The organism is Streptomyces venezuelae, assembly GCF_008642315.1.
Lineage (GTDB): Bacteria > Actinomycetota > Actinomycetes > Streptomycetales > Streptomycetaceae > Streptomyces > Streptomyces venezuelae_D.
Genome location: NZ_CP029192.1, coordinates 3,945,794 through 3,962,904, shown reverse-complemented (window position 1 = coordinate 3,962,904; position 17,111 = coordinate 3,945,794). Strand labels below are relative to the sequence as shown.

Genomic DNA, 17,111 nt, shown 5'->3' with positions numbered 1-17,111 from the left:
AGGGCGTGGAGACGAATCCGGGGGAACTTCAGGCACGTCACAGAGCGCTGCGCGTCCGCATCAGGGACGGTGACGCCGACGCCTACGGCGAGCTCTTCGACGCGTACGCGCGCTCGGTGTACAACCACGCCTATCGGCTTACGGGCGACTGGTCGTCGGCCGAGGACATCGTCTCCCTGACCTTCCTGGACGCGTGGCGGCTGCGCGGCCGGATCGACGCGGACGGCGGGTCGCTGCGGCCCTGGCTGCTCGGCGTCGCCACGAACGTCACCCGCAACACGCGCAGGGCCGCACGCCGGCACGCCGCCGCCGTGGCGCGCCTGCCGCGCGACGAGGTCGTCGCCGACTTCGCGGAGGAGCTCGCCGGACGCATCGACGACGAGGAGCAGCTCTCCCTCGTCCGCACGGCACTGGCACAGCTGCGCCGCGCCGAGCGGGAGGTGCTCGCGCTGTGCGTCTGGTCCGGGCTCGACTACGTGTCGGCGGCCGCCGCGCTCGGCATCCCCGTCGGCACGGTGCGCTCCCGGCTCTCCCGGGCCCGAAAGAAACTCGCAAAAGCCTTGGAACCCCCCAAGATGCGCGGACAGGCAAGAGGTGACCGCACCACGGCGGTCAGGCCCATCAAGGAGGGAAACCGATGAACGAGCTTCCCGAGCGCGACCTTCCGCCGGGCCGTCATCACCTGCTCAAGGAGCACCTGTTGACCGAGATCCGGCAGAGCGAGGCCACCGCGGCCGAGCCGAAGAAGAACTCCAAGACCTGGTTCCGCCCCGCGCTCCTCGCGGGAGCGGTCGCCGCGACCGTCGTGGCGGGCGTCCTGGTCGCCTCGCCGTTCGGCGACCGGGCCGCGCAGGCCGACCCGCCGTCGAAGGAGACGGTGCGGATGCTGGAGGAGATCGCGGCGGCGGCGAAGGCGCAGCCGGCGCTCAAGGGGGTCCGCGACGACCAGTACGTGTACATCAAGAGCAAGTCCGGCTACATGACCACGGAAGTGTCGGACGAGGGCGAGAAGTCGGAGATCGAGCCGGTACGGCCCCGGGAGTTCTGGCAGTCCGTCGACGGCCTGCACGACGAGATGCTCCACGAGCCGGACGGCGGCTTCCGGTACGAGAGGATGGAAGCCGACCCTCCGCTGGTCGAGGGGGACTCCCACTACCGCAGCCTGCAGAAGCTGCCGACCGACCCGGTCAACATGCTCGATTGGCTGCACAAGGTGAGCGACGGCGGCAAGAGCGAGGACCAGAACACGTTCGTACTGGTCGGCGACCTGTCGTACGAGTCGCTCATGCCTCCGAAGCAGGCGGCCGCCCTGTACCTGGCCGCCTCGAAGATCCCCGGCGTCGAGCTGATCAAGGACGCGGTGGACGCCGACGGGCGGCACGGCGTCGCCATCGCCCGCGTGGACGACGGCGTCCGGCAGGAGCTGATCTTCGACAAGAAGACCAAGCAGTTCCTCGGCGAGCGGGAGGTCGCCGTCGAGGACCTGCCCACCGGGTTCGAGAAGGGGACCGTGGTCGGCCGCAGCGCCATCCTGGAGCGAACCGTCGTGGACAAGCTGGGCGAGCGTCCGTAAGGACACCCGTGTCAGGAGTGCGGAACCCGCGCCGCCGGGCCACGCTGGACCCATGACCGCCACGATCGGACAGGGCACCAGCCGCACCGACGGCTCCACCCAGCACCTCCAGTACGAACTGCACCTTCCCCACCCTGTGGACAAGGTCTGGGCGGCGGTGGCCACCCCCGGCGGACTGCCGGGGTGGCTCGCCGCCGCCGACGTGTTCGAGCCCCGGCTCGGCGGCGCCGTCACCCTGCGCTGGCTCAACGGCGGGGAGGACGCCACGCACTCCGGGCGCGTCACCGCCTGGGACCCGGGCGTCGTCGCCGAGTACACGATCGACCTGCACGGCCGGTGCCGGTTCCACCTCGAACCCGTCGGGGCGACCGGCACCACGCTGCGCTTCACCAACGAGTTCGAGGGCGACGACGCGCTGCGGCTCGACTGCCTGGCCGGCTGGCACGACCACTTCGGGCTGCTCTCGGACGCGCTCGACGGCCGGCCCAAGGACTGGTCGACGTGGACGACGGCCCGGTGGCGGGAGCTCCGCGACACGTACGCACGCGGCACGGCCTGACCGGCCACCGGCCTCCCGCAGGGGCCGCTACTCCCCGATGTCCTCGCCCCACAGCTCCGGCTGCTCCTCGGCGAACCGCCGCATCAGCGCCGCGCACTCCGCGTCGTGGAGCAGCACGATCTCCACCCCGTGCGCCGCCAGCCAGTCGTGGCCGCCGCGGAACGTCTCCGCCTCGCCCACGATCACCCGCGAGATGCCGAACTGCCGCACCAGGCCGCTGCAGTACCAGCAGGGGGAGAGCGTCGTGACCATGGTCGTGCCGCGGTACGTGCGTTGCCGCCCGGCGTCGCGGAACGCCGTCGTCTCCGCGTGCGCCGACGGATCGCCGTCCTGCACCCGTCTGTTGTGCCCGCGCCCGAGCAGCGTGCCGTCGCCTCCGTAGAGCGCCGCGCCGATCGGGATGCCGCCCTCGGCCCGGCCCCGCCGGGCCTCCTCGACGGCCGTCGCGAGCCACGCGCGGGCCCGCGCCTCATCCATCGGTGCCCTCGGCCGTGTCGACCGTGATGGCGTCCAACTGGCCCCGCAGGTAGACGTGCGAGTCGACGCCCCGGACGTCGGTGCCCGGGTCGCACTCGTAGAAGTACACGAGCGACATCAGCTCCTCCGCGGGCAGGTCGGCCGGCGGGGGCAGGACGCGGTGGCGGCCCGACTGCCAGCGGCCGCCGGTCCAACGCGCCATCAGGTCACCGATGTTGACCGTGAAGGCCTCCGGGTCGAAGGGCGCGTCCTGCCAGCCGTCCTCGTCCGTGAAGACCTGGAGGCCGCCCCGGCCCGCCTCGCGGTCGAGGACCGTGACCGTGCCGAAGTCCGTGTGCGGGCCGATGCGGAACTGGCCCGGCTCCGGTTCGCCCACGGTCTCGCGGCCCGGATACCAGTTGATGTTGAAGCCCCAGGTGGGGTGCCCGGTGTGGCGGGTGAAGAAGTCCTCGCTCTCGCCCAGGGCCACGCCGAGGAGTTCCAGGAGGCGGTCCGAGAGCGACCGCATCTCCCGCAGATACGTCGTCACCAGGGCCCGCAGCTCCGGCGTCTCCTGGGGCCACGTGTTCGCCGCGAACCACTCCGCGTCGACCGCCGCGTCGCCCGTCGGCTCGTCGGCGGCGAAGGACAGGGACTCCTTGAGGTCCGGGGGAGCGGCCGTGCCCTCCGCGTAGCTGTTCGCCTCGGCGCCCGGGCCCAGCCAGCCGCGGCCACCGACCTTCACCGCGTACGGGCGCTTGGCCCGCTCGGGGAGGCGGAAGAAGCCGCGGGCGGACGACCGGATCGCCGCGCGCAGCGCCGGATCGACGCCGTGCCCGGTCACCAGGAGGAAACCGGCGCTCCGCAGCGCCTCGTCGACGGTCCGTGCCGTCCGCGCGCGGGCCTCCGGATCGCCGGAGAGCCAGGGCCGCAGATCGACGGTGGGGATGCGGGACGCGCTGTGTGCCGGTGCGCTGCTCATGCCTTCCATCGTGCCCGTCCCAGCCCCCTGTCAGGCCTCATCGACAACGCCGATGGAGCCATCGGAAGGACGCCCCACTGGCGCGTGGACCAGCGCTTACGCCCGCTCGTAGCTTCATGGGCATGACCTCCACCAAGCTCTCCGAGCGACTGGGCACGGCCCAGCTCACCGCTGCCATGATGCTGTCGGGCACCCTCGGCATCTTCGTCGTCGAGTCCGGCGCCTCCGCCTTCGACGTCGTCTTCTTCCGCGTCCTGTTCGGCGCTCTCGCCCTCGGCGCGTACGCGTTCGCCCGCGGCTACTTCCGCGACCACGGCCTCACCCTCAAGAAGCTCGGCCTCGCCGCGCTCGGCGGGGTGTTCATCGTCTTCAACTGGGTGTTCCTCTTCAAGGCGTACGAGGCCAGCTCGATCTCCCTGGCCACCGTCGTCTACCACACGCAGCCGTTCTTCCTGGTGCTGCTCAGCGCCCTCGTCCTGCGCGAGCGCCTGACCCGCTCCCAACTGGGGTGGCTGGTCGCCGCGTTCGCGGGGCTCATCCTGGTCTCGGGTGTGCGGCCGGGGGACGCGGGATCGCTCGCGGGCATCGGGCTCGCGCTCGCCGCCGCCGTCCTCTACGCCCTCTCCACGCTCGTCACCAAGCGCGTCACCGGCGTCCGCCCCCATCTGATCGCCCTGGTCCAGGTCGTCGTCGGCATCCCGCTGCTGCTGCCCTTCACCGACTTCGGCGCGATGAGCGGCACCGGCGCCGGGTGGGCCTGGCTCGCCGGGCTCGGCGTGATCCACACCGGCCTCATGTACGTCCTGATGTACGCGGCGTACGCCAAGCTGCCCACCGCCAAGATCGCCGTGCTGGCCTTCACCTACCCGGCGGTCGCGATGGTCGCGGACTGGGCGGTCTACGGCCACCACATCGGGCTCGTCCAGGCGCTCGGCGTCCCGCTGATCGTCGCCGCGAGCCTCAAGGTCACGCTGGCCCGGACGGCGAACCCTGCTCCCGCACGAGCCGCACGGCCTGCTCCACGAACAGCCGCACCTGCGGAGCAAGACGCTTCCCCGACCGCCACGCGAGCTGCGTCCACAGTGTGAACGGCGGCTCCCAGTCCAGCCGGACGAGCGTGCCGGCCGCGAGCTCCCTGGCCACCGTCACGGCCGGAAGCAGCGCGACACCCAGACCGCCCGCCACCCCCTGCTTCGTCGCCTCGATGGTGCCGAACTCCATGAAGGGGGGTGGCGTGCCGGTGCGTTCGCGCAGCTCGTCCTCGAAGAGGTCGCGGTACGGGCAGCCCGGCTCGGTGCCGACGAGCTGCGCCGACGTCAGGTCGCCGGTGGCCAGGGCGTCCGCGCCGCGCGCCGCGAGCGGATGGGTGGGCGCGCAGACCAGGACCAGCGGCTCCCGCGCGAGGACCTCGGTCTCCAGGCCCTGGTGCTCGGTCTCCGGCTCCATCAGGAAACCCACGTCGTACGTCCCCTGCCGCAGCGCCTGCCGGGTCTCGTCGCCCAGCGTGGGGCGCAGCGAGAGCCGCACCTTCGGGTAGCGGTGGTGGAAGAGTTCGAGGAGCGGCGGCAGCCGGTAGGACGTCAGCGACTCCATCGTGCCGACCGCGATCGTGCCGGAGGGTTCCTCGGCGCCGACGACGGCGGCCCGCGCCTCGTCGGAGAGCTCGATGATCTGCCGGGCGTAGGGCAGCAGCCGCTCGCCCGCCTCCGTGAGCCGGATGCGGCTGCCGAGCCGGTCGAAGAGCTCCGTGCCGAGGGAGGTCTCCAGGGCGCGGACCTGGCTGGTGACGCTGGACTGCGCGTACTTCAGCTCGGTGGCGGCCCGGGTGAAGCTGAGGACGGTGGCGACCTTCTCGAAGGTCACGAGCAGCCGCAGTTCCACGGTCCCTCAGCCCTCGTTGCCCTTGTCGCGCTTGTACTCGTCACGCTCGTTCTCGTCCGGGGCCTCGTCCCGCAGGGACTTCAGGAACTCCGGGTTGTCGTCGGGCGCGACCCAGCGGGTCCTGCCGCCCCCGGCACCGGCGCCGGGCGCGTGCCGCTTCTTGCCGGTGACGAACCAGGCGATGGGGCCGAGCAGCACCTCTCCGAAGAGGAGCACGATGATGACCCACACCACCTTGGGCAGATGCCTGACCTCTTTCTCCGGAGTGTTCAGGACATCGATGAAGGCGTAGATCCACACCGCCAGGACCAGCAGGAACGGCAGATACCTGAGCATGGTGGCGCGATCCCCCAAGCGGTTGCGGCGGGTGGCGTGCGTGCCCCCGGTGACGGGGCCAGGGTAACCGGTGCCGGATACTGGAACGCATGGCTTACGACGATCTTCGCTCCCTGCTCCGGGCACTGGACCGCGAGGGCGATCTCAAGCGCATCAAGGCCGAGGTCGACCCGTACCTGGAGGTCGGCGAGATCACCGACCGCGTCCAGAAGGCCGGCGGTCCCGCGCTCCTCTTCGAGAACGTCAAGGGCTCCGCGATGCCCCTGGCGATGAACGTGTACGGGACGGACCGCCGCCTCCTGAAGGCGCTCGGCCTGAAGTCGTACAACGAGATCAGCGAGAAGATCGGCGGCCTGCTCAAGCCGGAACTGCCGCACGGTTTCGTCGGGGTGCGCGAGGCGTTCGGGAAGCTCGGCGCGATGACGCACGTACCGCCGAAGAAGGTGAAGGGCGAGAACGCGCCCGTGCAGGAGACCGTCCTCACCGGGGACGACGTGGACCTGGAGCAGCTGCCCGCGCTCTTCACCTGGCCCGAGGACGGCGGCTCCTTCTTCAACCTGGGCCTGACCCACACCAAGGACCCGGACACCGGCGTCCGCAACCTGGGCCTGTACCGCCTCCAGCGCCACGACAAGCGCACCATCGGCATGCACTGGCAGATCCACAAGGACAGCCGCAACCACTACCAGGTGGCCGCCCGCAGGGGCGAGAAGCTCCCCGTCGCGATCGCCTTCGGCTGCCCGCCCGCCGTGACGTACGCCTCCACGGCGCCGCTGCCCGGTGACATGGACGAGTACATGCTGGCCGGGTTCATCCAGGGCAAGCGTGTCGAGATGGTCGACTGCAAGACCGTGCCGCTCCAGGTGCCCGCGCACGCCGAGGTCGTCATCGAGGGCTGGCTGGAGCCGGGCGAGATGCTCCCGGAGGGCCCCTTCGGCGACCACACGGGCTTCTACACGCCGCAGGAACCGTTCCCCGCACTGAAGATCGACTGCGTGACGATGCGGAAGCGTCCGCTGCTCCAGTCGATCGTGGTGGGCCGACCGCCGACGGAGGACGGCCCGCTGGGCCGCGCCACGGAGCGCTTCTTCCTCCCTCTCCTCAAGGTGATCGTCCCGGACATCGTGGACTACCACCTGCCGGAGTCCGGCGGCTTCCACAACTGCGCGATCGTCTCGATCGACAAGAAGTACCCGAAGCACGCGCAGAAGGTGATGCACGCCATCTGGGGCGCGCACATGATGTCCCTGACGAAGCTGATCATCGTGGTGGACAAGGACTGCGACGTGCACAACCTGCACGAGGTGTCCTGGCGTGCGCTCGGCAACACGGACTACGCCCGCGACCTCACCGTCGTCGAGGGTCCCGTCGACCACCTCGACCACGCCTCCTACCAGCAGTTCTGGGGCGGCAAGGCGGGCATCGACGCGACGAAGAAGCTGCCCGAGGAGGGCTACGTACGCGACGGCGGCTGGCCGAACATGGTCGAGTCCGACCCGTCCATCGCGGCGAAGGTCGACCGTCGCTGGAAGGAGTACGGACTCTCGTGAGTTCAGCATCAGCCGCGATCCCGCAGCAGCCGGGCCGCACCAAGGCGTTCCTGCGCCTCGTCATGATCGAGCACTCCGTGTTCGCGCTGCCGTTCGCGTACATCGCCGCGCTGACCGCGATGTTCCGGCTGGACGGGAACATCCACTGGGGACGGCTGCTCCTGGTCACCATCTGCATGGTGGGGCTGCGGACGTTCGCGATGGCGGCGAACCGGATCATCGACCGCGAGATCGACGCCCGCAATCCGCGCACCGCCCACCGCGAGCTCGTCACGGGCGCGGTGTCGGTGAAGTCCGCGTGGACGGGCGCGCTCATCGCGCTCGTCGTGTTCCTCGGCTCGGCGGCTCTGCTCAACCCGCTCTGTCTGGCGCTCGCGCCCGTCGCGGTGGTCCCGATGGTCGTCTATCCGTACGGCAAGCGGTTCACGAACTTCCCGCAGGCGATCCTCGGCCTCGCCCAGGCGATCGGCCCGATCGGCGCGTGGCTCGCGGTGACCGGCGAGTGGTCGTGGCAGGCGGTGATCCTCGGGCTCGCGGTCGGCATCTGGATCGGCGGCTTCGACCTGATCTACGCCTGTCAGGACGTGGAGACGGACCGCGAGGTCGGCGTGAAGTCGGTGCCCGCGCGGTTCGGCATCCCGGCCGCCATCCGGGGCGCGCGCGGCTGTCACCTGGTGACCACGGCGCTCTTCGTCTGGTATGCGGCGGCCACGGACGCGGGCGTGTTCTTCTGGCTGGGCATCGCGATCGTCGCGGGCGCCTTCGTCTACGAGCACTCGATCGTGAAGCCGCACGACCTGTCCCGCCTGAACCGTGCCTTCTTCCAGGTGAACGGATTCATCGGGATCGCCCTGTTCGCGTGCGCGCTGCTCGATCTGCTCGTACGCGGGCTCACCGTGTGAACGGCCCGGGGATAGGCTTCACAGCGTGAACCCAGGAGATACACAGCGTAGGCCTTGGATCGTGGGGGTGTCGGGTGCCTCGGGCACGCCGTACGCCGCCGCTGTGCTGCGTGCGCTGCTCGCGGCGGGGGAGAGCGTGGACCTCGTCGTGTCCCGGGCGTCACGGCTGACGCTGCTCGACGAGACGGGGATCGCCTTCCGGGACGCGCACTGGCGGGACGACCTGCGGCAGTGGCTGGCGCGCGGCGCGGACGGCAAGCCGGGGGTGTTCGACCCGGACGTGTCCGACGTGCGGTACTGGTCCGCCGGTGACCTGGCGGCGGGGCCGTCCTCAGGCTCGTACGCGACGAAGGGGATGCTGATCGTGCCGGCGTCCACGGCGTGCGTGGCCGGGGTGGCGCTCGGGCTCTCGAAGGACCTGCTGCAGCGGTCGGCGAGCGTGACGCTGAAGGAAGGCCGACGGCTCGTGGTCTGCGTACGCGAGACGCCGCTGAACGGACAGACGCTGAAGCACTTGGTGAGCCTGGACGAGGCGGGCGCGATCGTGCTGCCCGCCTCTCCGGCGTTCTACGCGGGGGCGACGCACATCCAGGATCTGGTGGACTTCGTCGCCGGGCGGGTGCTGGACGCGGCACGGGTGCCGCACAGCCTGTACCGCCGGTGGGAGGGAGAGCTGGGCTCCGGCTCCCAGGGGGGTTAGCGCTTCTTGGCGGCGCGCTTCGCGCGGGCCTTGGGCGCGGCGGTCTTGTGGGCACGCGAGCGGTTGGCCATGTCCTGGAGCTCGCGCATGCGGGCGTAGGCCATCTCGATCGAGTACACGGGTGACTCACTCCTGAAGGATCGTCGTTGATCGGCTGAGATTGAGAAAGATTCACAGGGCCTAGGCCCTGTTACGCCTTAGATTCTACACATAGACTCGCGGTATCGCTGAATAATGAAAGGCATCGCACCTATGGACGCCGTGGACAGGCAGCTCATCCAGGCTTTGCGGGAGAACGGACGGGCGTCGTACGCCGAACTCGGCCGGCTCGTCGGCCTCTCCGGGCCCAGCGTCACGGACCGGATCAACCGCCTGGAGGCGGCCGGTGTCATCACGGGTTACCGCGCCACCGTCGACTCCGCCTCGCTCGGCCTCGGCGTCATCGCCCTCATCGGCATCTCGCTCTCCGACGCCGCCGACCACGAGGACGTGGCACGGCGCCTGAAGGACCTGCACGAGATCGAGGACTGCTGGTTCATCGCGGGCGACGACTCGTACATGCTCAAGGTCAGGGCCAGCGACGTGGACGGCCTGGAGAAGACGATCCGCCGCCTCAGCGGCACGCGGGGCGTCTCCCGCACGCGGACGACCATCGTGCTCTCCACCAAGTGGGAGAACCGGGTCGGAGAGCTGCCCGAAGAGGAGTGACCCCCGGGGCGTACCGTGGGCAGGAGTTTTGTGGCAGGTCGTAGGGAGAGGTAAGGGCGAGGGCATGGACGCAGGTCTCAAGCGCGAACTTGAGCAGAAGGTCCGCGACGGGGAGCGGTTGTCCCGCGAGGACGGCATCGCGCTCTACGAGTCGGACGACCTGGCCTGGCTCGGCGGGCTCGCCCACGAGGTGCGCACCCGCAAGAACGGCGACGTCGTGCACTTCAACGTCAACCGTCACCTCAACATGACGAACGTGTGCACCGCGTCCTGCGCGTACTGCTCGTTCCAGCGCAAGCCGGGCGAGAAGGACGCGTACACGATGCGCATCGAGGAGGCCGTCCGCCTCGCCAAGGCGATGGAGGGCGAGAACCTCACCGAGCTGCACATCGTCAACGGCCTGCACCCGAACCTGCCGTGGCGCTACTACCCGCGCTCGCTCAGCGAGCTCAAGAAGGCGCTCCCGGACGTGTCGTTGAAGGCGTTCACGGCGACGGAGATCCACCACTTCGAGACGATCTCCGGGATGCCCGCCTCCGAGATCCTCGACGAGCTCATCGAGGCCGGTCTGGAGTCGCTCACCGGCGGCGGCGCGGAGATCTTCGACTGGGAGGTCCGCCAGCACATCGTCGACCACCGCACCCACTGGGAGGACTGGTCGCGCATCCACCGCCTCGCGCACGAGAAGGGTCTCAAGACCCCGAGCACGATGCTGTACGGCCACATCGAGGAGCGCCGCCACCGCGTCGACCACGTCCTGCGCCTGCGTGAGCTCCAGGACGAGACGGGCGGCTTCCAGGTCTTCATCCCGCTGCGCTACCAGCACGACTTCGTCGACATGCAGGACGGCAAGGTCAGGAACCGCCTCCAGGCGCGCACGAAGATGGCGTCCGGCGCCGAGGCGCTGAAGACCTTCGCGGTCTCGCGCCTCCTCTTCGACAACGTCCCGCACGTCAAGGTCTTCTGGGTCATGCACGGCCTGCACACCACGCAGCTCGCGCTCCAGCACGGCGCCGACGACATGGACGGCTCGGTCGTCGAGTACAAGATCACGCACGACGCGGACAACTTCGGCACGCCGAACAAGCTGACCCGCGAGGACCTCCTCGACCTGATCCGCGAGGCCGGGTTCCGCCCGGTCGAGCGGAACACGCGGTACGAGGCGATCCGGGAGTACGAGGGGCCCGACCCGCTGCTGCGGGAGACGCCGCAGGCGATGCGGGTCTGAGGGAGCGCTGCCCATGTCGCTCGTCTTTCGGCTGGATCCGCCGGTCGACCCCGCGCTGCGCGACGGCGTCCTCGCCCTGTGGGCCGACGTCACCAACGCCGGCGGGGCCGTCGGGTTCGTGCCGCCCACGACGCCCGAGGAGATACGTCCCGAGTTCGTCCGGCACCTCGCCGCGATGTCCGAGGGCCGGACACGGCTCCTCGTGGGGTACGACGAGGAGGGCGCCGTCGCCGCGACCGCGTTCCTCACCCACAACACGCACCGCCTCATGCGGCACTGGATATGGCTCTACACGGTCATGGTCCACCCCCGCCACCAGGGCAAGGGGTACGGCCGCGACCTGATGGCGGCCGTCGACGACGCGGCCCGCTCGCTGGAGGGCACGGACGCGATCCGGCTCACCTGCCGCGGCGGCACGGGCCTGGAGCACTTCTACGCGTCCTGCGGCTACAAGGAGGTCGGGCGGGTGCCCGGCGCCATACGCGTCGCCCCGGGCGACGACCGCGACGACATCATGCTGCTGCGGGAGCTCCGGTAGGTGCTGTGGCAGGCGCCGCGGTAGGCCCGCCCCCCCTTGCCGGGGGTGGAGTTCTCCGTGCTTCACTGGAGAGGCTCGTCCTACTCGGGCCCATTTCGGAACGGAAGAGTGGATTGACATGCTCCGCTACACGCTGATGCGCCTCGGGATCTTCGTGGGTTGCTTCTTGGTCGTCTGGGGCCTCGTCTACTCGGAGATCCTGCCGCGCGGCCTCGGCGAATCGAACCTCCTCTGGGTGCTGCTGCTGGCGCTGGTCATCTCCGCGCCGATCAGCTTCGTCGTCCTCCGCAAGGAGCGGGACCGCGCCTCGGAGACCGTCGTGGCGCGCGTGGACCGCGCCAAGGCGAACCTGGAGGCGAACCGCACGCAGGAGGACGAGGCGGACGACGTGGCGCGCGCGCAGGCGCAGGGTTCGTAAGCGCTGGGTTCGTAAGCTTCGTCACATACTTCTCGGGACCCCGGTTCCGGAGCGCGCTGCTCCGGGCCGGGGTTTCGTGCGTCGGGGGGGGCCTCGGCGCCACCCTTACCTCAAACAAGACCTTTGATGTTCTCAAAGCACGAGTGTTAACGTGTTCGACATGAAGACAGCAGCAGCGCACCACAACGCCATGAGCGTCCCGCTCGTGGCGCGCCTGCATGTCGACCTCTGCCGCTGCATGTCCGCGGCCTGTCACATCTGAAAGTGACCCCCGCTGCAGCGCCGCTGACCCTTCGCGGTCGCCGCTCCCGTACGTCCCCCTCCCCCTGACTTTCCTCACCGGAGTGTGTCCGTGTCCGCGAATTCCGCGACGCCCGCCGACAAGGCCGGCACGACCGAGAAGCCCCAGTCCGGCTTCCGGATACCCAAGTTCCTCAAGATCCCGTTCTGGGCGCAGATCCTCGGCGGTCTCGTGCTGGGCGTCCTGCTCGGCTGGCTCGCCCGCAGCCAGGACATCTCCTGGCTGGTCACGACCCTCTCCAAGGTCGGCGACACCTTCATCGGCCTGCTGAAGCTCGCGGTCGCCCCGCTCGTCTTCTTCGCCATCCTGGTGTCGATCACCAACCTGCGCAAGGTCAACAACGCCGCCCGGCTGGCCACCCGCACGCTGCTCTGGTTCATGATCACGTCGCTGATCGCGGTCGCCATCGGCCTCGCCATCGGCCTGCTCACCAACCCCGGCTCCGGCACCGGCCTCACGCCGAAGGACGGCAAGGCCCCCGACCACGCGGGCTCCTGGATCGACTTCCTGACCGGGATCATCCCGACGGACGTCATCACGCCCTTCACCCAGCTGAACGTCCTGCAGATCGTCTTCATGGCCGCCGTCGCCGGCATCGCCGTGCTGAAGATCGGCGACAAGGCGCAGCCGATCCTGGAGCTCAGCGAGTCGGTGCTCGCCCTCCTCCAGAAGGCCCTGTGGTGGGTCATCAAGCTCTCCCCGATCGGCACCATCGGCCTCATCGGCTTCGCCATCGCGGACTACGGCTGGAACCTCATCAGCAAGTACGCGACGTTCACCGCCGACATCTACATCGGCTGCGCGCTGGTCCTCTTCGGTGTCTACCCGCTGCTCCTCGCGTTCGTCGCCAAGGTCAACCCGCTCCAGTTCTTCAAGGGCGCCTGGCCCGCGATCCAGCTGGCCTTCGTCTCCCGCTCCTCGGTCGGCACGATGCCGATCACCCAGAAGGTCACCGAGCGCCTCGGCGTCCCGAAGGAGTACACGTCCTTCGCCGTGCCCTTCGGCGCCACGACCAAGATGGACGGCTGCGCCGCGATCTACCCGTCGATCGCCGCGATCTTCGTCGCGCAGATCTTCGACGTGAACCTGGGCATCAAGGAGTACCTGCTCATCGCGTTCGTGTCGGTCGTCGGCTCGGCCGCGACGGCGGGTCTGACCGGCGCCACGGTCATGCTGACCCTGACCCTGTCGACGCTCGGCCTCCCGATGGAGGGCGTGGGCCTGCTCCTCGCGATCGACCCGGTCCTCGACATGATGCGCACGGCGACGAACGTCGCCGGCCAGGCGCTGGTGCCGGTCGTCGTCGCGGCCCGCGAGAAGATCCTCGACCGCGAGGCGTACGAGCGTGCGTCGGCGTCGTCGCTGGAGGAGTTCGACTCGTCGGAGTCCACGGACTCCGTGGGTTCGTCGGACTCGGTGGACACGCCGGAGGATGCGCGGCCGTCGCGGAAGGTGCCTGCGGCTGTGTGATGCCGCTTGCGTCCGTGTGACGCCTGACGCCATGGAACCCCACCCCGGAACGATTCCGGGGTGGGGTTCCGTCGTTTTCGCGGTTCCGGCCGGGTTCCGGCCGGGTTCCGTTAATCGTGACCCGGTCCCCGTTGACCGTACGCTGACGTGTGAACGGACAGCGTGGGAAGGCGGGGGCCGGGGTGGGCGAGAAGCCGGGCGACAAGCGGCGGCAGAAACGGCCGAAGGAGCCGAAGGAGCCGAGGGAGCCGAGGGAGCCGAAGCAGACGAGGATGCCGCGCGCCGTGCGCGAACAGCAGATGCTGGACGCGGCGGTGCGGACGTTCGGTCAGCGGGGGTACCGGGCCGCGTCCATGGACGAGATCGCGGAGCTCGCCGGCGTCTCCAAGCCGCTCGTGTACCTGTACCTGAACTCCAAGGAAGAGCTCTTCAGCGCGTGCATCCGCCGGGAGGCGGCGGCGCTGGTCGCGGCGGTGCGGGGTGCCGACGGCGGGGCCGCGGCCCCGGGTCCGGTCCCGGCGGACCGTCAACTCTGGGACGGTCTGCGGGCGTTCTTCACGCACACCGCGGAGCGGCCCGACGGGTGGGCTGTGCTGCACAGTCAGGCGCGGACGCAGGGGGAGCCGTTCGCGGCGGAGGTCGCCGCGATGCGGGAGGAGATCGTCTCGTTCGTCACGACGCTGATCGCCGAGGCGGCACGGGCCGCCCACGGTGACCCGTCCCTTCCCGAGCGGGAGGTCGCCGGGCTCGCGCAGGCGCTGGTGGGCGCGGCGGAGTCCCTGGCGGGCTGGGCCAACGTGGAGGGGGCCGTCTCCGCGAAGGAGGCGGCGGCGACGCTCATGAACTTCGCGTGGGCGGGGCTCGGAGGGCTCATGGAGGGGCGTCGGTGGGTCCCGTCGCCCCTGTGAGGTGCAGTTTGCCCTGGGGGCTGCGGAGTTCGAAGGTGTGGGGGGTGGGGGTGGAGTAGGTCACGGTGGTGGGGAGCGGGACGGGGGCTTTGAACTCGATGCGGGTGTGGGTGGGGGCGTGAGTGTGGGTGGGGGTGCGTGTTTCTCCCCTCTCCTGCTCGGCCAGGCAGCGGGCGGCGGTCCACATGCCGTGGGCGATGGCTCGGGGGAAGCCGAAGGGGCGGGCGGTGAGGGCGTGCAGGTGGATGGGGTTGCGGTCGCCGCTGACGGAGGCGTAGCGGCGGCCGAGGCCGGCGGGTAGCTGCCAGTTCTCGCCGGGTGCGGGTGCGGGTGCGGATTCGGGTTCGGGGGCGGATTCGGGTTCGGTGCGCGGCGCTGAGGCGGTGCTGGTCGGTCGCGTCTTGTGGCGGGCCAAGTAAGTGCTGCGGGACTGCCAGAGGAGTTCCCCGTCGGCGGAGGCGGCCTCGGTGAGGAGGGTGGCTTCGGTGCCGCGGCGGTGCGGGGTGAGTGCGGTGGTGCGGACGGAGAGGTGGAGCTCTTCGGTGGAGCGGATGGGCTTGTACTGGTCGATCTCGATGGAGGTGTGCACGAGGCCGAGCAGGGGGAGCGGGAAGTCTCGCCCGGTCATGAGCCGCATGCTCAGCGGGAAGGCGAGGACGTGCGGGTACGGGAGGGGAAGCGTGGCGTGTCCTGCCGGGAACCCGCAGAGGCGCCGGTAGGCGGCGAGGTGGTCGGGGTCGGTCGTCCGGGTGGTGGTGAGCCGGGTCGGGGGCGGTGGGGCGGAGGGGTCGGGGCGGGAGTGGGTACGCCTGAGGGCGGCTCGGAGAACGGCCAGTGCGGGCGGCATTGAGTCCTTTCGGGGATTGGGTGGTGCGCCTTCGGTCCGTCTGTGGGTGCGGGGCCGCGGGGGTATGTCCGTACTCGCCATCCCTGCGCCGCGCCCGACGTTTCCGGCCGCTATGGCTGGCTCGGTGCTCCGTGCGCACATACCCCCACGTCCCCTCCGGCGCGTGGGCGCCTGCGGCTGGGTGGGGGTCCCCTGGGCCCCTACTCCCACTGGACGGTGCGGGGCAAACGGGTGGGTGGGTGGGGACCATCCGCCGCGAAGCGGCGGTGTCGGTGCTCCTACCCGGAAAGGGCGGTGCGGGGTGAACGGGCGGGTGGGTGGGAGTGATCCGCCGCGGAGCGGCGGGGTCGGTGCTCCTGCCCGGAAAGGGCGTCGCGGGCAAGGGTCAGGCGCCGAGGAGGCTTTGGGCGCAGACTCGGATCGTCTGGGCGTTGAGGCCTCCCTGGGCCAGCCAGGAGGCCGTCTCGGCGACGTCGACGGGAAGGCCCCCCTGCGCAAGGGAGTTCATGCGGCGCCCCGCTTCGCGGATGAGGAGAGGAACCGCCGCAGTCATCTTCGTCTCGATGAACCCGGGCGCCACCGCGTTCACCGCCACCCCGTGCTCCACGAGCGCCCGAGGCCCGAGCGAACGGACGAGCCCGATGACCCCCGCCTTGCTCGCCGCGTAGTTCGTCTGGCCCGCGTTGCCCGCGATGCCGGCGATGGAGGCGGTGGCGACGACGCACCCCCCGCGGCGGATCGTGCCGGTCTTGAGGAGCGTGTCGGTGACGGTGAGGACGGAGGTGAGGTTGACGTCGAGGACCGAGGTCCAGCGGTCCCGGTCCATGTTGGCCAGCTTGCGGTCCCGCGTGATGCCCGCGTTGTGGACGAGGATGTCGAGGCCGTCGGGCAGCGCCGCGGCGATCCGTTCGCCGGCGTCGTGCGCCGTGATGTCGAGGGGGAGCGCCGTGCCGCCGTCGAGGCGGTCGGCGAGGCGGGTCAGGTCCGGCTGTGCGGACGGTACGTCGAGGAGCGTGACGCGGGCCCCGTCACGGGTGAGGACCTCCGCGACTGCCGCGCCGATGCCGCGTGCCGCGCCGGTGACGAGGGCGGTACGACCGGCCAGGGGGCGGTCCCGGTCCGCCGGGGCGGCCACGGTCTCGGCGGGGCCGGTCTCGACGACCTGACCGGTGACGTACGCCGACTTGGGGGAGAGCAGGAAGCGGAGCGTCGACTCCGCGGTGGCCATGGGGCCGCTGACGCGGACGAGGTTGGCGGTGCGGCCGCGGCCGACTTCCTTGGCGAGGGAGCGCAGGAAACCTTCCAGGGCCTGCTGTGCCGCCGCCTGGTGGTGGTCCGCCGGGTCGGGCGGGGAACCGACGATCAGGATGCGGCCGTTGTCGGCCACGTCGCGGACCACGGGATGCAGTGCCGCGTACACCTCGGTGAGGGACCGCGTGTCCGTGACGGCGGTGGCGTCCACCACAACTGCCGTGGGACGGGCGGAGGTTGACGTCACGTTCAGCGATGTCGACAGGAGTGTCCGGAGGTCCGGGGCGCAGGGGGATGCGGTGGTGGGGGACAGGAGCAGCAAATCGCCGGTCAGGTACGGGTTTTCGGGCGTCCAGCGGCGCAGCCGCGTCGGGCGTGGCAGGCCCAGGCGGCGGGTGAGGAAGCGGCCGGGTCCGGTGGCGGTGAAGGTCAGGTAGCGGTCGGCCATTGTCCAACTCCCAGCTCGGTCGTAAATTTACTTCGGAGTAAGGTTACTCAAGGGT

General features: G+C 70.4%; 19 protein-coding genes and 1 pseudogene. 13 read left to right on the top strand and 7 right to left on the bottom strand.

The window, feature by feature from the left end; genetic code table 11:
- Positions 1–5 precede the first annotated feature (5 nt).
- The 3 genes from DEJ48_RS16915 to DEJ48_RS16905 are packed head-to-tail and all read left to right on the top strand — an operon-like array spanning position 6 to position 2,132.
- A complete protein-coding gene (locus DEJ48_RS16915) occupies positions 6–641 on the top strand; it encodes an RNA polymerase sigma factor (protein ID WP_150217001.1) in 636 nt (211 codons plus the stop codon).
- A complete protein-coding gene (locus DEJ48_RS16910; RefSeq protein WP_150217000.1) occupies positions 638–1,573 on the top strand; it encodes a CU044_5270 family protein in 936 nt (311 codons plus the stop codon). The genes DEJ48_RS16915 and DEJ48_RS16910 overlap by 4 nt, the downstream gene beginning before the upstream one ends.
- A gap of 52 nt (positions 1,574–1,625) precedes the next feature.
- Positions 1,626–2,132, top strand: a complete 507-nt coding sequence (locus DEJ48_RS16905) for an SRPBCC domain-containing protein (protein WP_150216999.1) — start codon at positions 1,626–1,628, stop codon at positions 2,130–2,132.
- Positions 2,133–2,159: 27 nt separating this feature from the next.
- Here the strand turns inward: DEJ48_RS16905 and DEJ48_RS16900 are convergent, their stop codons facing one another.
- Both DEJ48_RS16900 and DEJ48_RS16895 read right to left on the bottom strand, forming a co-directional pair.
- Positions 2,160–2,609, bottom strand: a complete 450-nt coding sequence (locus DEJ48_RS16900; protein ID WP_150216998.1) for a nucleoside deaminase — start codon at positions 2,607–2,609, stop codon at positions 2,160–2,162.
- The gene (locus tag DEJ48_RS16895; RefSeq protein ID WP_150216997.1) at positions 2,602–3,570 is read right to left on the bottom strand and encodes an isopenicillin N synthase family dioxygenase; all 969 of its coding nucleotides are present in this window, start codon (positions 3,568–3,570) and stop codon (positions 2,602–2,604) included. The genes DEJ48_RS16900 and DEJ48_RS16895 overlap by 8 nt, the downstream gene beginning before the upstream one ends.
- A gap of 122 nt (positions 3,571–3,692) precedes the next feature.
- Between DEJ48_RS16895 and DEJ48_RS16890 the strand changes: the two genes are divergently transcribed.
- Positions 3,693–4,658, top strand: coding sequence for a DMT family transporter (locus tag DEJ48_RS16890; protein ID WP_150216996.1), 966 nt, complete (start codon positions 3,693–3,695; stop codon positions 4,656–4,658).
- On the opposite strand, the pseudogene DEJ48_RS16885 reads toward DEJ48_RS16890, so the two are convergent.
- Together DEJ48_RS16885 and DEJ48_RS16880 are read right to left on the bottom strand one after the other, a co-directional pair.
- Positions 4,561–5,451: pseudogene (locus tag DEJ48_RS16885) on the bottom strand (LysR family transcriptional regulator); the annotation flags it as partial. The gene DEJ48_RS16890 and the pseudogene DEJ48_RS16885 sit on opposite strands and share 98 nt — an antisense overlap.
- Before the next feature lie 6 nt (positions 5,452–5,457).
- A complete protein-coding gene (locus tag DEJ48_RS16880) occupies positions 5,458–5,787 on the bottom strand; it encodes a PLD nuclease N-terminal domain-containing protein (protein ID WP_150216995.1) in 330 nt (109 codons plus the stop codon).
- A gap of 89 nt (positions 5,788–5,876) precedes the next feature.
- Here DEJ48_RS16880 and DEJ48_RS16875 point away from each other — a divergent pair, with 89 nt between their 5' ends.
- Genes DEJ48_RS16875 through DEJ48_RS16865 form a run of 3 tightly spaced genes read left to right on the top strand, consistent with a single transcriptional unit; the run spans position 5,877 to position 8,939 of the window.
- A complete protein-coding gene (locus DEJ48_RS16875) occupies positions 5,877–7,337 on the top strand; it encodes a menaquinone biosynthesis decarboxylase (protein WP_150216994.1) in 1,461 nt (486 codons plus the stop codon).
- On the top strand, positions 7,334–8,239 hold the full coding sequence (mqnP, locus tag DEJ48_RS16870) for a menaquinone biosynthesis prenyltransferase MqnP (RefSeq protein ID WP_150216993.1): 906 nt from the start codon (positions 7,334–7,336) through the stop codon (positions 8,237–8,239). The genes DEJ48_RS16875 and mqnP overlap by 4 nt, the downstream gene beginning before the upstream one ends.
- Before the next feature lie 25 nt (positions 8,240–8,264).
- Complete coding sequence (locus tag DEJ48_RS16865; RefSeq protein ID WP_150216992.1) at positions 8,265–8,939, top strand: UbiX family flavin prenyltransferase; 675 nt, start codon at positions 8,265–8,267, stop codon at positions 8,937–8,939.
- Here the strand turns inward: DEJ48_RS16865 and DEJ48_RS40775 are convergent.
- Positions 8,936–9,058: a hypothetical protein gene (locus DEJ48_RS40775; protein ID WP_263398811.1), complete on the bottom strand. Its 123-nt coding sequence runs from the start codon at positions 9,056–9,058 to the stop codon at positions 8,936–8,938. The two genes, DEJ48_RS16865 and DEJ48_RS40775, sit on opposite strands and share 4 nt — an antisense overlap.
- A gap of 133 nt (positions 9,059–9,191) precedes the next feature.
- On the opposite strand from DEJ48_RS40775, the gene DEJ48_RS16860 reads away from it, so the two are divergent.
- The 6 genes from DEJ48_RS16860 (at position 9,192) to DEJ48_RS16835 (ending at position 14,510) form a co-directional block, all read left to right on the top strand.
- A complete protein-coding gene (locus DEJ48_RS16860) occupies positions 9,192–9,647 on the top strand; it encodes an Lrp/AsnC family transcriptional regulator (RefSeq protein WP_030791839.1) in 456 nt (151 codons plus the stop codon).
- Positions 9,648–9,711: 64 nt separating this feature from the next.
- Positions 9,712–10,875, top strand: coding sequence for an aminofutalosine synthase MqnE (mqnE, locus tag DEJ48_RS16855; protein WP_150216991.1), 1,164 nt, complete (start codon positions 9,712–9,714; stop codon positions 10,873–10,875).
- Between the two features lie 13 nt (positions 10,876–10,888).
- A complete protein-coding gene (locus DEJ48_RS16850) occupies positions 10,889–11,413 on the top strand; it encodes a GNAT family N-acetyltransferase (protein WP_150216990.1) in 525 nt (174 codons plus the stop codon).
- A gap of 118 nt (positions 11,414–11,531) precedes the next feature.
- A complete protein-coding gene (locus DEJ48_RS16845; RefSeq protein WP_150216989.1) occupies positions 11,532–11,831 on the top strand; it encodes a DUF4229 domain-containing protein in 300 nt (99 codons plus the stop codon).
- A gap of 352 nt (positions 11,832–12,183) precedes the next feature.
- Positions 12,184–13,602 carry a dicarboxylate/amino acid:cation symporter gene (locus DEJ48_RS16840; RefSeq protein WP_150216988.1) on the top strand — a complete coding sequence of 473 codons (1,419 nt, stop codon included), beginning with the start codon at positions 12,184–12,186 and terminating at the stop codon, positions 13,600–13,602.
- Positions 13,603–13,874: 272 nt separating this feature from the next.
- On the top strand, positions 13,875–14,510 hold the full coding sequence (locus DEJ48_RS16835; protein WP_150221229.1) for a TetR/AcrR family transcriptional regulator: 636 nt from the start codon (positions 13,875–13,877) through the stop codon (positions 14,508–14,510).
- Here the strand turns inward: DEJ48_RS16835 and DEJ48_RS16830 are convergent.
- Positions 14,473–15,357, bottom strand: coding sequence for a MaoC/PaaZ C-terminal domain-containing protein (locus DEJ48_RS16830; protein WP_150216987.1), 885 nt, complete (start codon positions 15,355–15,357; stop codon positions 14,473–14,475). The two genes, DEJ48_RS16835 and DEJ48_RS16830, sit on opposite strands and share 38 nt — an antisense overlap.
- A gap of 385 nt (positions 15,358–15,742) precedes the next feature.
- Positions 15,743–17,056 (bottom strand): 3-oxoacyl-ACP reductase, encoded by a 1,314-nt coding sequence (locus tag DEJ48_RS16825; RefSeq protein ID WP_150216986.1) that lies wholly within the window; start codon positions 17,054–17,056, stop codon positions 15,743–15,745.
- Positions 17,057–17,111: the final 55 nt, after the last annotated feature.